General features: G+C 70.9%; 11 protein-coding genes. 4 read left to right on the top strand and 7 right to left on the bottom strand.

All coding sequences use genetic code 11. The annotated features are described in order from the left end of the window. Window positions 1-3: 3 nt before the first annotated feature. From ABH940_RS12510 to ABH940_RS12500, 3 genes are all read right to left on the bottom strand, one after another. Window positions 4-957 carry an ABC transporter permease gene (locus tag ABH940_RS12510; RefSeq protein WP_370105262.1) on the bottom strand — a complete coding sequence of 318 codons (954 nt, stop codon included), beginning with the start codon at window positions 955-957 and terminating at the stop codon, window positions 4-6. A gap of 7 nt (window positions 958-964) precedes the next feature. Next, window positions 965-2,806 (bottom strand): ABC transporter substrate-binding protein, encoded by a 1,842-nt coding sequence (locus tag ABH940_RS12505; protein ID WP_370062638.1) that lies wholly within the window; start codon window positions 2,804-2,806, stop codon window positions 965-967. Between the two features lie 402 nt (window positions 2,807-3,208). Next, a complete protein-coding gene (locus tag ABH940_RS12500; RefSeq protein ID WP_370062636.1) occupies window positions 3,209-4,180 on the bottom strand; it encodes an alpha/beta fold hydrolase in 972 nt (323 codons plus the stop codon). A gap of 216 nt (window positions 4,181-4,396) precedes the next feature. On the opposite strand from ABH940_RS12500, the gene ABH940_RS12495 reads away from it, so the two are divergent. Then, window positions 4,397-5,614: a hypothetical protein gene (locus ABH940_RS12495; protein ID WP_370062634.1), complete on the top strand. Its 1,218-nt coding sequence runs from the start codon at window positions 4,397-4,399 to the stop codon at window positions 5,612-5,614. Between the two features lie 45 nt (window positions 5,615-5,659). On the opposite strand, the gene ABH940_RS12490 is transcribed toward ABH940_RS12495, so the two are convergent. Beyond that, window positions 5,660-6,133, bottom strand: coding sequence for a DUF6194 family protein (locus tag ABH940_RS12490; RefSeq protein ID WP_370105261.1), 474 nt, complete (start codon window positions 6,131-6,133; stop codon window positions 5,660-5,662). A 72-nt stretch (window positions 6,134-6,205) separates the two neighbouring features. Between ABH940_RS12490 and ABH940_RS12485 the strand changes: the two genes are divergently transcribed. Continuing rightward, the gene (locus ABH940_RS12485) at window positions 6,206-6,943 is read left to right on the top strand and encodes a MerR family transcriptional regulator (protein WP_370105260.1); all 738 of its coding nucleotides are present in this window, start codon (window positions 6,206-6,208) and stop codon (window positions 6,941-6,943) included. 13 nt (window positions 6,944-6,956) lie between these two features. On the opposite strand, the gene ABH940_RS12480 is transcribed toward ABH940_RS12485, so the two are convergent. Continuing rightward, complete coding sequence (locus tag ABH940_RS12480; RefSeq protein WP_370062628.1) at window positions 6,957-7,355, bottom strand: winged helix-turn-helix transcriptional regulator; 399 nt, start codon at window positions 7,353-7,355, stop codon at window positions 6,957-6,959. 80 nt (window positions 7,356-7,435) lie between these two features. Here ABH940_RS12480 and ABH940_RS12475 point away from each other — a divergent pair, with 80 nt between their 5' ends. Further along, on the top strand, window positions 7,436-8,947 hold the full coding sequence (locus tag ABH940_RS12475; RefSeq protein WP_370062626.1) for an MFS transporter: 1,512 nt from the start codon (window positions 7,436-7,438) through the stop codon (window positions 8,945-8,947). Between the two features lie 177 nt (window positions 8,948-9,124). On the opposite strand, the gene ABH940_RS12470 is transcribed toward ABH940_RS12475, so the two are convergent. Beyond that, window positions 9,125-10,237, bottom strand: coding sequence for a C45 family autoproteolytic acyltransferase/hydolase (locus tag ABH940_RS12470; protein ID WP_370062624.1), 1,113 nt, complete (start codon window positions 10,235-10,237; stop codon window positions 9,125-9,127). A gap of 138 nt (window positions 10,238-10,375) precedes the next feature. Beyond that, on the bottom strand, window positions 10,376-10,717 hold the full coding sequence (locus tag ABH940_RS12465) for an ArsR/SmtB family transcription factor (protein WP_370105259.1): 342 nt from the start codon (window positions 10,715-10,717) through the stop codon (window positions 10,376-10,378). A gap of 193 nt (window positions 10,718-10,910) precedes the next feature. Between ABH940_RS12465 and ABH940_RS12460 the strand changes: the two genes are divergently transcribed. Then, the gene (locus ABH940_RS12460) at window positions 10,911-12,407 is read left to right on the top strand and encodes an MFS transporter (protein WP_370105258.1); all 1,497 of its coding nucleotides are present in this window, start codon (window positions 10,911-10,913) and stop codon (window positions 12,405-12,407) included. Window positions 12,408-12,413: the final 6 nt, after the last annotated feature.

Genomic DNA, 12,413 nt, shown 5'->3' with positions numbered 1-12,413 from the left:
GGCTCATGTACTGACATAGCGAATCCGGGGGTCGAGGAGGCTGTAGGCGGTGTCGGCGGCCAGGTTCCCGACGACCGTGGCGATGCCGACGACCAGCGTCGAGCCCAGCAGGATCGGGTAGTCGTGGCTGGTGGCTGCCTGGAAGAAGAGCAGCCCCATGCCCGGGTAGTTGAAGACCTCCTCGGCAATCACCGCGCCCGCGACGATGCTGGGCGCGGAGAGCCCGACGATCGTGACGATCGGCAGGATCGAGTTGCGCAGCACGTGCCGCATCAGCACCAGCCGCTCCGGCAGGCCCTTGGCCCGGACCACCCGGAGGTACTCCTGGGCCAGGGCGTCGATCGCCGAGGACCGCATGTAGCGGCTGTAGCCGGAGACGCTGACCAGCGTCAGCGTCACCACGGGCAGGACCAACGCCCGTGGGTCGGCCAGGATCCCGGCCACCGTGGTGGCGCGGGGAGCCAGCGGCGGCAGCAGGTGCAACTGCACCGAGAACACCGCGATCAGCAGCAGCGCGAAGAAGAAGTCGGGCATCGAGTAGAGGACGAAGGCCACCACGGTGGCGATGTTGTCGCCGACTCCGTTGCGCCGCACCGCCTGGTAGATCCCGAGCGGCACGGCGATGGCCAGGGCCAGCACCGTGGAGAGGCCAAGCAGTACGGCGTCCTTGGGCAGCCGCTGCGCGATCAGCGTCGACACCGGCTGCTGCAGGGAGTAGGACGTGCCGAAGTTGCCCTGGCACACCTGCTTGACGTACGTCCAGAACTGCTCGACCAACGGCTGGTTGAGGCCGTTGACGTTGTCGAAGATGGCGATCCGGCTGGCGGTGGCCCGCGTCCCGAGGGTGGCGCGGGCCGCGCTGCCGGGCTCCAGGTGGACCAGGATGAAGGTGAGCACCATCACCCCGATCACCACGGTGATCGCCTGCCCGATCCGGCGGACGAGGTAGGCGGTCATGAGGCACTCACGAGGTGAAGCCCCACATTTCCGGGTTGAGTCCGCCGGAGAACGGGTTCAGCGGCGTGACGCCCTGGAGGTTGCTCCGGTAGACCAGCAGGCCGTTCTGGTTCGGCAGCCACAGCCAGGGCAACTGCTGGGCCGCGTAGTCCTCGTAGGCGAAGAAGGCGGAGGTCCCCGAGCCGTACTCGGTCGCGTTGATCAGCTGGTCCATCTTCGGGTCGGCGTAGCCGCCCTGGTTGTTGCTGCCGGTGCTGTTGAAGAAGCCGTCGCCGGCCGGGTAGAGCGGGTACGGGTCGTAGCCGAAGTCCGCCAGCTGCCAGCCGCAGGTGGCGGCCGGGTGGGACGACGCACTGCACGCACCCACGGTGGCGATCAGCGAGTTGAAGGGCTCGGAGTGCAGGTTGATGGTGATGCCGGCCTGCGCCTCGGAGGACTTGATGGCGGCGTTCTGCTCGTCCATGGACGCCTGGCCGGAGGAGTAGGCGAGTTGGAAGGTCAGCCCCTCCCCCGCCGTGATGCCCGCGCCGCACTGGTTCGCGCCGGTGCCGGGGCTCTGGCAGGTGGTGGTGCCGTTGGGCACGACCTTCCATCCGTGCGCCTGGAGCAGGGCGGTGGCCTTGGACGGCGAGTACGGGTACGGCCCGCCGGACTTCTCCAGCGGCGAGGCCCACGGGCCGGTCGCGGTCAGCGGCACTGGGCCGTTGCCGGGGTCGGCGTACCCGGAGTAGACCTTGGAGACGATCTGCTGCCGGTTGATCAGGTACTCCAGCGCCTGCCGGACGTAGAGCTGTTGGATCTCCGGCCCCACCTGGGCGTTGTAGAAGTTCGGCTGGATCATCGCGACGCCGGGGACCGGGATGTTGGCGACCGAGTACCCGTTCTGCTCCAGCGCGGAGGCCTGCTTGACGTCGTTCAGCGGCAGCTGTCCGATGTCGAGGGTGTCACCGGCGCGCAGCGCGTTGAGCTCGGCTGTGTCGGTGGTGAACGGGGTGTCCACGACCTTGGCCAGGACGGGCTTGTCCGGCCCGGAGTACTGCTTGTTGGGGACGTAGCTGTAGTAGCCGTCCGTGCGGAACTCCGACAGCTTCCACGGCCCGTCGACCACCTGCCACAGCGGGTTGGTGGCGAAGGTGGCCATGTCGCCGCCTTCCTTCTGCAGGTACGCGTAGACGGCCTTGGCCCCGGCGCTGGTCTCGTCCAGGTTGCCGACCGGCCCCGCGTCGGAGGACTTGTCCCAGGCGTGCTGCGGCAGCAACGGGATGTTGCTGAGCACGTCGTCCTCGTAGAACGTGGGGTTGTACGACCGGGTCAGGTTGATCACGACCGTGTTGGCGTCCGGCGTCGAGACGCCGGCCACGTCGTCCGGGAAGAGGCCCTGGACGTAGTTGCTCCAGTTGGAGGCGTTCGCCTTGATCAGGTTGTAGACGAAAGTGAAGTCGCGGCTGGTGATCGGCTGCCCGTCGGACCAGTTCCAGTGCTTGAGGTCGATCGTGAGCTGCTTGTCGCCGTTGGCCCAGGTGATGTTGCTGAACAGACTCTCGTCCGGATTGACCACGGACTGGCTGCCGTCGCCGGCGTAGACGAGAGCGGGCCACAGCGGCTGGGTGAGGTTGACATTCCAGCCGTCGGTGTTGGTCACAGGCTCGAGTGGGAAGACGAAGTTCGGCGTCGCGCCGACCTCGGCGATGGTCACCGTCCCACCGGCCTTGACGGGCTTCTTGCTGCCGGCCCCACCGTTGCCGATGGCCCCGGATCCGGAGCCTCCGCCTCCCGAGCAACCCGCCGCGACAGCCATCGTCAGAGCCACCATCGCTGTGGTGAGTGTCAACTGACGTATCTTGCGCATACGCGGCCCAACCTTCCCTTTTGTGGCACCAGGGTGTGGCGGGTCTACGGTTCGACAGGCCTCACCCCTTGCCGTTCATCTTGGCAGGATCATTACACGCAGGGTGCCCGATCGGATACCCGCGTGACCGGAGTGAGTCTTCACCATTTTTGTTTCAGCCACACCAAGGAAATCTTTCAGGCGTGCGAAAGCCTCCGGCTCTGCACAAACGGGGGATCTGACTCCGCCACAGATGTGCAGGTAGGGGGATGATCGATCATGAAACGTCCGTATTGCGGCAGTTGACCGCCTGTCAGGGCACAGCAATTCCGTGCGGACATCCCGGCAATGCTTTCCGGCTGCGGGAATGCCCCTGTGGACGCGCGTCAACCCGGGGCGGGGTGGCAGCCAAGCGGCGGGTATTCAGCGCGATTTGACGGACTTCCCGAAGCGGGAGTCGAGGAACTCGGCCAGGACCTGGTTGAACTCCTCCGGGCGTTCCAGCGGCGGCACGTGGCCGGTCGCGGGCATGACGACGTGGCGCGCGCCGGGGATCCCGAGGGCGAGCTGCTCGGAGACGGCGATGATCGCCGGCACGTCCTCGGTGCCGTGGACGACGAGGGTCGGGACGGAGACCTCCGCCAGCCGTGACTCCGCGCCCGGGTCGAGATCGCGGGCCGTGCCTGCACTGCGCGGGCCGCCCTGCGCCGAGGAGGCCGGAGCTGAGGCCTGCGCCGAGGCCGGGGCTGAGGCCAAGGCCGCGGCTTGAGCCCACTCGCGCTCGATGACGCGGCGGAACATCCGGACGGCGAGCGACCACACCTCCGGGGCAAGGTCGTGCCTGGTCCGCGCCGGTCCGGCGACCAGGAGCTCGACCGTGGCCTCGACGTAGCGGGAGAGGTCGGCCGGGTCGATCACCCGCGCCGTGCCGGAGGCGTACTCCCGCAGCCGCTCGGCGCCGACGAGGTCGTGGATGCGCTCCTCGTACAGGCGCAGGAACTCCGGCGGCCACACATGGCCGGAGAGCCCCGACCCGACCAGCACCAGCCCCGCCACTCGCTCCGGCGCGCACAGTGCCGCGTCCAGCGAGAGCTTGCCGCCGTCCGAGTTGCCGACCAGCACCACCCGCCCGACGCCGAGCGCGTCCAGCAGCGCCAGCAGTTGCTCGTGCCGCGCGTGGTCGCCGGCGACGTCGCCGGACGTCCCGTAGCCGAGCCAGTCGTAGCGGACGACGCGGAACCGCGCGGCCAGAACCGGCACTTGACGGTCCCACATCCGCCGGTCCGAGGTCCCGCCGTGCGCGAGCACCACCGTCGGCGCGTCCGGGCCCGACCCCGGGGGCGCGCCCGTGTCATCGTAGGCCAGCCGAGCGCCGTCGATCTCGATCTCCGCCATGCGTGCACGCTACCGGCGGGCAGCAGCGCCCGGCCAGGCGTTCGCCTGTGGGCGGACGAGCGGCGGACAAGCGCCGTCCGGGGACCGGATCAGCTGCGGATCGGCAGGCCCGCGCACGCCCCGGCCTGACCTGCCGCGATCCCACTCCGCACGCTTGCTGATCCTGCCCGGCGTTGCCGTGTGTGCGGTGTCGGTGGGGTGGGGCAGGCTGGAGGTATGAGCTACGCGGTCACTGTCGACACCCGACGCCCCGAGGAGTCCCCCGGGCTCGACCCGCTGCAGCGGGCCGGCGTCGTCCACCTGCTGCGCGAGGGGCTGGACGCGATCGAGAGCATCGAGGACGAGGACGGTCAGGTCGTCGAGATCACTGACCACTTCATCGGCGTCCATCCCGACGGCGCGCTGCTGAAGGTCTTCGTCGACGCGCCGACCCTGGAGGACGCCGAGGCGGCGGTGGAGGCGGTCATCGGCGAGATCCTCCAGCACAGCGAGCTGCTGTCGGAGTGGACCGTGGACCGGTGCGAGGTCGAGCTGCACCTCGACTCCGCCGAGGAGAGCCTGCAGGCCGCCGACACCCCGGACACACCGGTGGACGGGCCCGCGACCTCCCGCTCCGTCGCCGTCCGCCCGACGATCGAGGCCGCACCGGGCAGTGCCCCGACCGGCTCCGAGCCGCCGATCGGCGAGGACCGCCGCAGACTGCAGCGCGCCTTCCGCGCGCTCGCACCGCGGCTCGCGGGCGTGGGCCCGGAGTCCTTCGGGCTTCCCCACCCCGGCCTCGACGAACCCGACGCAACCGACGCAGCCGATCCAGCCAACGCGGCCAAAGCGGCCAACGCGGCCAAAGCCGCCGACGCAGCGCACAAGCGCGACCGCGCCGCGGCCGAGGACGCCGCGCTCGCCGCAGGGGCGCTCGTCTACAGCATCGACATCCTCATCGACGAACTCTTCGCCGACATCGAGACCCTCGGCGACGGCCCCAATGCGGCCGAGTGCGAGGACGGTCTGCTGCAACTCGAAGGACTGCCACCACAGTTCGCCCATCTGTACACGCCGCGCTTCGCCCGCAAGCTGCTGGTCACCGCCGTCACGCTCACCGACCGGCTCTGCCGACCCGACTTCGGGCGACCGAGCTGCGTCGCCGAGGAACTGCTGCTGCGCCTGCTGTTGGAGGCCACCGAGGCCACCCTCGACCTGCACGGCCTGCTGGACCCGGGCGTCCGCAAGTCCCTGCTCGCGTTCCAGGCGAGCGTGTACGAGACCCTCGACCACGAGTGGCTCTACGCCCCGCCCGCCACGGACGCGCTGGACGAGGGCCCGGCCGCCACCTCGCCCGATTTCGCTCCGTCCTCCATCGACGCCTGGTTCACCCCGTTCGACGCCGACCGCCCGGTCCACCCGTACACCACGGACGCCGACGGGTTCGGCGGGTGAACGCTCCGGCCGCTCGGTCGGCCGCTCGGTCGGTCGGCCGTCCCGTCAGCCGGTCTCCGCGCGCCGCTCGTGCCGTGCGCGGGCCAGGCGGTGGGCCTCGCTGAGCAGCTCGCGGATGGCTCCGTCGGTGCGCGGGCCAGGGTTCACCACGGCCAGCCAGCCGAGCGTGCCGTAGACGGGGTGGGCGAACACCGTGTCGTCGGCCCCGGCGTCACCCTCGCCGTCGAGGCCCGCTTCGCGCGGCGCGTGCCCGGTCCACCGGACGAACGTGTCCCGCCCGGCGGCGACGTTGACGCGGAACGCGTCCGGCCGGTCCAGCCGGGAGGACGCGTCGCCCGGGTAGTCCTTGGTCACGACCGTCGCGAAGGGCTGCGGCTCCGTCGGGTTGACGCCGTCGGGGGCGAGGTAGCAGAACGCGTCCCCCCAGCTGATCTCAGGGGAACCGTCGCCGGGCATGGGCCTGACGGTGAGGACGTCGCCGAGGCCGTCGACAAAACTTAGGATCTCTTCCATGGTCATGTACTCCAGCGTGGCATTCATGTCCTTGTGGAGACTTCTGCCGGCCACGTGGTGGAGAGCAAGGGAGTTCGGGTGACAGGTCTCAAATCGTCGGCCATGCGCACCGTCGACGTCGCACGCCGCGCCGGCTGCTCGGTCCAGCAGATCCGCAACCTCGAACGCGACGGCGTGCTCCCGCCCACGACCCGCACCGCCGCGGGCTTCCGCGTCTACGCGGAGGTCCACGTCCGCTCCGCTCTCGCCTACCGCACCCTGGCCGCAGGCACGGGCCCGACCGAAGCCCGGCGCATCGTCCGGGCCGCTCACGCCTACCCCGCTTCGCCGGAGGTGCTCGTCCTGCTCGACGCCGCGCACGCCCGACTGGACGCGGAGCGACGCGACCTGCGCCAGGCGCAGGAGGCCGTCGCGGCGATCTCCGACGAGCCGATCGCGGACGTCCGCGCGTTCGACGCGATGAGCGTCTCCGAACTCGCCGCGGCGCTGGGCGTGCGCCCGTCGACCCTGCGCCACTGGGACGCGGAGGGCCTCGTCGTGCCCGACCGCGACCCCCATCGCGACCCGGCCCGCGCCACTCGCCGCTACACCCCGACCCAGGTGCGGGACGCCCGCATCGTCCACCAACTCCGCCTGGCCGGTTACCGGATCGAGCCGCTGCGGGCGCTGATGCCGGAGCTCCGGCGCGGCCGTCGGACGACCGACCTCACCGCCGCCCTCGCCGCCAGGGACGCGACGGTCAACGCCCGCTCCAAGGCCCTGCTCGACGGCACCGCAGCCCTCAGCGCGCTGCTCGCACCGAGGGCTGCGGGCTGAGAAACCCGCGTCGTCAGGCCACCTCGGCCGCCTGCGCGGCGTCGTAGGCCTCGTGGGCGCGGACGATGTCGGTGCTGTGCCGCTTGGCCCAGTCGACCAGCGTCATCAGCGTCTCGTGCAGTTCCATCGCCATCGGCGTGCAGGCGTACTCGACCTTGGGCGGGACCGTCGGATAGACCGTGCGCTCCAGCAGGCCCTCGCGTTCGAGCTTGCGCAGGTTGAGGGTGAGCATCCGGCGGCTGATGCCCTCGATACTGCGCTCCAACTCGGTGAAGCGCACCGGTCCCTTCGCCGCGGCGACCAGGATCCCGATGGCCCACTTGCCGGCGACCCGGTCCAGCACCTCCGCAACCGGGCAGGCCGGGTTCTCCTCCGTGACCGGGTCGGTCACAGAAATGTGACTGCGTGACATAAAAGTGCCTCCTTCCGCCTCGGGCGATGGTTACACAAGATGGTCTCAGTAACAAAAGGTTACCCATGAGAGGCCCGTTCATGCCTGCCCAGCCGCTCCCGGCCCCGTACTCGTCGCCGCCCACCCGCAACGCGTCCCGTTCGCTCGCCCTGGCGATCCTCTGCGTCGGCCAGCTGATGGTGATCCTCGACGGCACCATCGTGAACGTCGCGCTGCCGACCATCCAGCAGAGCCTCGGTTTCTCCCCGTCCAGCCTGGCCTGGGTCGTCAACGCGTACCTGATCCCGTTCGGCGGCCTGCTCCTCCTCGCCGGACGGCTGGGCGATCTGCTCGGCCGCAAGCGGGTCTTCGTCGTGGGCCTGGTCGTCTTCACGGTCGCGTCCCTGGCGTGCGGGCTGGCACAGGACCAGACCGTGCTGCTGGCCGCGCGCTTCCTCCAGGGCGCGGGCGGCGCGGTGACGTCGTCGGTCACGCTCGCGATGGTGGTGACGCTGTTCCCCGAGCCGAGGGAACAGGCGAAGGCGATCGGCGTCTACAGCTTCGTGCAGTCCGCCGGAGGCACGCTGGGCCTGCTGCTGGGCGGCGTGCTGACGCAGGCGGTCAGCTGGCACTGGATCTTCTTCGTCAACGTGCCGATCGGCGCGGTGGCCGTGGTGCTCGCCGCCCGCAGGTTGCAGGCCGACGGCGGCACGATCCGGGACGGCAGCAGGAGCACCGACGCGGTCGGCGCGGTGCTGATCACCGCCGCACTGATGCTGGCCGTGTACACCATCGTCGGCACGGCGGGCCACGGCTTCCTCTCCCTCCGCACCGGCGGCTTGGGCCTGGTGACCGCCGTCCTGCTGGCGACGTTCGCCCTCCGGCAGGCGAAGGCCGCCGATCCGCTGCTGCCGCCGCGCATGTTCCGGTACCGCAACGTCATGGGTGCGCTCGGCTCGCACACCCTGATGGTCGCGGGCATGTTCAGCTTCTCGTTCCTGGCCGTGCTCTACATGCAGAAGGTGCTCGGGTTCGACGAGGTGCGGACCGGCCTCGGCGTACTTCCCGTGTCGCTGCTGATCGGGGGCATGTCGCTGCTGGTCGCGCCGCGCCTGATCGGCCGGTGGGGCGGGCGCTCGGTGCTGCTCGTCGCGCTGGCGCTGATCGCGGGCGGGCTCGCGATCCTGGGCCAGGTCTCCGTCCACGGCGCGTACCTCACCGACGTCTTCCCGGCGACGGTACCGCTCGGCATCGGCTTCGGCCTGGCCATGCCGGCGCTCGCCGGACTCGCCATGTCGGGCGCGACGGCCGGGGACTCGGGCCTGGCATCGGGCATGTTCAACACTATGCAGCAGGTCGGCAGTTCCCTCGGCCTCGCGGTCCTGAGCACCCTGGCCGCCTCGCGCACCGAGACGCTGCTGGGCCACGGCACCTCGCCGGACTCCGCCCTCACTGACGGCTACCAGCTCGCCTTCCGGGTCGGCGCGGGCCTCGTGGTGGGTGCCATCGTGGTCGCCGCGCTCGTGATCCGCACCTCGCCCCGGGCAGCGGCCACGACGCCGCAACAGTCGGAACCGGCACGACGCGAACCTGAAGCGGTGGGCCAGTCGTAGCCCGACGCGCCTCGTCGGGACAGCCAGCGGGCGGCGGCCTCCATGCTGTCGCCGCCGCTGGTGTTGAAGGCGATCGCCGACTGCGGCGCATGCCGCCGCGAAACGGGCACGACTCCGGCGGCGTACTGCCGCGCGCCGGGCCCGTCGTGACCCATCCTGACCTGACGTCAGCTGAGGTCAGACCACCGTCCACGCGCTCTCACCTGCCGTGCACGGACCGCCCGCGTGGACGGCGAGTCGGCCGTCCGGGAGGTCGAGCGAGACCGTCGCCAGCGACTCCCACCGCTGGCCGAGCGGCGCGTCCGGCGCGGCGTGGCAGCAGAGGGCGGCGCCCTCGTCCAGGTGGAAGGTCAGCGCGTCCAGTAGCTCGGACCGGTCCGGCTTCGGGCGGCCCGCGGTGCCGGTGCGGAGGGCGGCCAGGCGGTTGAGGGTGTCGGGGTCCTCGGTGGCCATCGCCTCGCCCGTCGAGAGCCGCGCATCGACGAAGTGGTTGGTGCGCAGCAGGTAGCCGTCCGCCTCGGGCTGCAGCAACGCCGGTCCGGCCGGGCTGAGTTCGACGGTGGTCGCGCGGGCACGGCCGACGGCGAAACCGGCCAGCGTGAGCGAACTCGACGCGGCGACGGGCGTCGTGGTGGCCAGCTCCACGGCGGTGTCGACGTCCGTGCAGCGGTCGAGCACGTGCCGGGCCAGGACGTGGACCGGCAGCCAGGCGCGGTCCGAAAGGGACGCGGCGGCGTCCGAGGCGTGGCCGAGGATGTTGAAGTGCAGGCCCAACGCCTGTCGTGGAGCCGGTCCGGCCGCGTTGACGCCGATCTTGCCGACGATGCCGTACTCGGTGACGGTCTTCACGACCCGCCCGTCCGGGTGCTCGATGTGCCAGACGAACCAGCCGTCGCGCATGCCGTCGTGCCAGTCCCAGGTCTGCAGGGTGACCGGCGGGCGCCCGTCGGCGGGGACGTGGACGACGGTCGAGCACTCCGGGTGCTGGCGCCCGAAGCGGCCGAGGATCTCGGTGCGGGCGTTGAGTGCGGCGACGCGGTGCAGAGGCAGTTCCGCCCCTCGGGCGATGCCGTCGATCTCCTCGGCCAACTCCGGCGCGAGCGCGGCAATGTGCCCGAAGGCGGCTGCCGCCGCGCTGGCGACGTCCTGCGCCCCGGCGCCGGTGGCCCGGAACAGCTCGTCGTAGAAATCGGCGGTGCGCCTGATCCGGTCCGGGAAGGCGCGACCGAGGAGCAGGCCGCGCTGGCCGGGAGCGCTGGCGGGGGAACGGAAAACCGTGGGAGCGGTCATGATCGCGATGCTCCTCGGCGCAGAGAATCTCAGGCGGACATCAGGCGGGCCAGGCGGGCCTATGGACGGGCGCCAGTATTGGTCACTCATCCAACAATGCGCCCAGTGGCCCCGTCAAGCACCCGGAACCCACGCCGACTACTCCGCCATGACCAGCGCCAGCAGCCCGGGGAACCGTGCATCGAACTCCTCGCGGCGCAGCCGGTTGAACCGCTTCGCGCCTGCGTCGCGCTGCTCCAGCAGACCCGACTCGCGCAGGACCTGGAAGTGCCGGCTCAGCGTGGCCTTGGTGACCGGCACATCGAAGCTGCCGCAGGCGCGTTCCCAGTCAGGCACGCCCGCCAGGGTGCGCACGAGGGTGCGCCGGATCGGGTCGGCGAGCGCGAGGAGCGCAGTCTCCAGGCTCACTTCGACCAGGTCCGCATGAACGGGCGCAGCCCGGTGACTCGCACCGGCGACGCGATCCTCCGTCTGTGCCATGGCAGTTGCCCCTTCTCTCTTCTTCGTCCGACGCGGCAGGAGTGGATTGCAAAGTGTTCGACGCTCTGCTAACACTATGGGTGTTCGCACTACGACGAACACTCTACCTCGGGGGCAGCTCACCACACGACCGCCGTCCGGTCCCTGTCCTTTGCCTCCCCACGCCGCCACGCGCGGCACGGAAGGAAGAGCAATGCCGCACCACCCCGCCGTCCGCACGCCCCACGCCGTCCGCACCCGTCCGGGCCTGACGCTCTTCGCGGCCTGCCTGGGCGCCGTCGTGATCATCCTCGACGTCAGCGTCGTCAACGTCGCCATCAAGGCGCTCTCCGCCGACTTCGGCGGCAGCCTGTCCGGTCTCGAATGGGTGGTCAACGGGTACACCCTCACCTTCGCGGGCTTCCTGCTCACGGCGGGTGCCATGGGCGACCGGTTCGACCCCAAGCGGATCTTCGTCTGGGGGTTCGTGGTCTTCGCGCTCGCCTCGCTCGCCTGCGGCGCGGCTCCGGACCTGGTCGCTCTGATCACCGCGCGCATTGTGCAGGGCGTCGGCGCGGCCATGATCGTGCCCTCGTCCCTCTCGATCGTGAACACCAACTTCCCCGACCCGGCCCGGCGTACCCGCGCCGTCAGCCTGTGGGCGGCGGCCGGTGGTCTCGCCCTGGCGCTCGGTCCGGTCGTCGGCGGAGTGCTGGTGGCCACCGCCGGTTGGCGCTCGATCTTCTACGTCAACCTCCCGGTCGCCGCGATCGGCGTGGTGATCACCGCCCGGTACGCGCGCGCTGCCGCACCGCGTGACGCCGCGGCGACGCGGTCCGCGCGCGGGCTCGACCTGCCCGGTCAGGTCCTCGCCGTCGTCGGTCTGGGCGCGCTGACCGGTGCCGTGGTCGAGGCGAATGCCCAGGGGTGGAGCTCCCCGCTCGTGCTGACCTGCCTGGCGGTCTTCGTGCTCGCGCTCGTCGGCTTCCTCGGCGTCGAGCGGCGCAGCGCGGACCCGATGCTCCCGCTGCAGCTGTTCCGTCACCGGGTCTTCGGGACCACGTCGTTGATCGGGGTGCTGATCAACTTCTCCTTCTACGGCCTGATCTTTGTGCTCAGCCTCTTCTTCCAGCAGGTGTGGGGCTTCTCGCCGATCCGTGCCGGGCTGGCGTTCCTGCCGATGACGGCGGCGATCATGGCCGCCAACCTCTCCTCCGGCCCGCTGACGAAGCGTTACGGCACGCGCACCGTCCTGGTCGTCGGCAGTGTGCTCGCCGCCGCGGGCTACCTGCTCACGCTCCCCGCGGTCGGCGGACACTCCTACCCCGCGATGCTCGCGCAGTTCCTGGTCGCCGGGTTCGGGACCGGCCTCGTGGTCCCGGCGATGACCAACGCCATGCTGACCTCGGTCGACCCCGCCCACGCGGGCATCGCCTCGGGCGTGCTCAACGCCTCGCGGCAGGTGGGCGGTCTGATCGGTGTCGCGGTGATGGGACTGCTGGTCGGTCAGGCCTCCTCACCGCACTTCCGCGCCGGGCTGCAGACCGCGCTCGCCACCGCCGTCGTGGCACTCGCGATCAGCGCGGTGCTGAGCGCGGTCGGGATCCGGGCGCGCCGCGCGGCGGACGCTGCCTCCACCCGCCTCATCGCCCGCTCGAACGCTCCCGCCGCGGCCGGAGTCGAGACGGCGGAGCCGGTCCGGTCGGCGTAGGCTCCG

It is taken from the genome of Streptacidiphilus sp. BW17, from assembly GCF_041262485.1.
Taxonomy (GTDB): domain Bacteria; phylum Actinomycetota; class Actinomycetes; order Streptomycetales; family Streptomycetaceae; genus Streptacidiphilus.
The sequence above is the reverse complement of the archived record's forward strand: the minus strand, read 5'-3'. Positions and strand labels throughout refer to the sequence as shown.

Bases quoted from the DNA above. Each gene is read 5' to 3' on its own strand.
- ABH940_RS12480 (WP_370062628.1), bottom strand. From the start codon at position 7,355: ATGTCACGCAGTCACATTTCTGTGACCGACCCGGTCACGGAGGAGAAC.
- ABH940_RS12495 (WP_370062634.1), top strand. From the start codon at position 4,397: ATGAGCTACGCGGTCACTGTCGACACCCGACGCCCCGAGGAGTCCCCC.
- ABH940_RS12505 (WP_370062638.1), bottom strand. From the start codon at position 2,806: ATGCGCAAGATACGTCAGTTGACACTCACCACAGCGATGGTGGCTCTG.
- ABH940_RS12475 (WP_370062626.1), top strand. From the start codon at position 7,436: ATGCCTGCCCAGCCGCTCCCGGCCCCGTACTCGTCGCCGCCCACCCGC.
- ABH940_RS12490 (WP_370105261.1), bottom strand. From the start codon at position 6,133: ATGACCATGGAAGAGATCCTAAGTTTTGTCGACGGCCTCGGCGACGTC.
- ABH940_RS12465 (WP_370105259.1), bottom strand. From the start codon at position 10,717: ATGGCACAGACGGAGGATCGCGTCGCCGGTGCGAGTCACCGGGCTGCG.
- ABH940_RS12460 (WP_370105258.1), top strand. From the start codon at position 10,911: ATGCCGCACCACCCCGCCGTCCGCACGCCCCACGCCGTCCGCACCCGT.
- ABH940_RS12500 (WP_370062636.1), bottom strand. From the start codon at position 4,180: ATGGCGGAGATCGAGATCGACGGCGCTCGGCTGGCCTACGATGACACG.
- ABH940_RS12470 (WP_370062624.1), bottom strand. From the start codon at position 10,237: ATGACCGCTCCCACGGTTTTCCGTTCCCCCGCCAGCGCTCCCGGCCAG.
- ABH940_RS12510 (WP_370105262.1), bottom strand. From the start codon at position 957: ATGACCGCCTACCTCGTCCGCCGGATCGGGCAGGCGATCACCGTGGTG.